Raw genomic sequence first — 268 nt, forward strand, 5'->3', positions numbered from 1 at the left:
TCAGCACATTGGTGTCAAAAGCGTCAAATTTGCCCGCGATTGAGACGGCACTCAAAAAAGCCAACGTGCTGGAAAGTCATGTGGTGGAGATGTCCCAGGGCCAAAAGCAAAGCCGTTTCGTGGCCTGGACTTTCCAGACCAAGAACGAGCAGCAGATCTGGCGCCAGCGCTGGGTTCGCGACTAGCCCTTCATCACAGTAAACCGCAGGCAACAAAAAACCGTGCCCGGATCGCTCCGAAGCACGGTTTTTTTTGCTGCGTCTTACTT

At 53.4% G+C, this 268-nt stretch carries 1 protein-coding gene; it reads left to right on the forward strand.

What is annotated here, in order from left to right:
• Window positions 1-185, forward strand: a 185-nt coding sequence (locus tag JBO08_RS28020) for an RlmF-related methyltransferase (RefSeq protein WP_220078216.1), incomplete at its 5' end; no start/stop codon positions are given.
• Between the last annotated feature and the right edge of the window lie 83 nt (window positions 186-268).

It is taken from the genome of Pseudomonas sp. LAP_36 (assembly GCF_019456785.1).
Taxonomy (GTDB): Bacteria; Pseudomonadota; Gammaproteobacteria; order Pseudomonadales; family Pseudomonadaceae; genus Aquipseudomonas; species Aquipseudomonas tritici.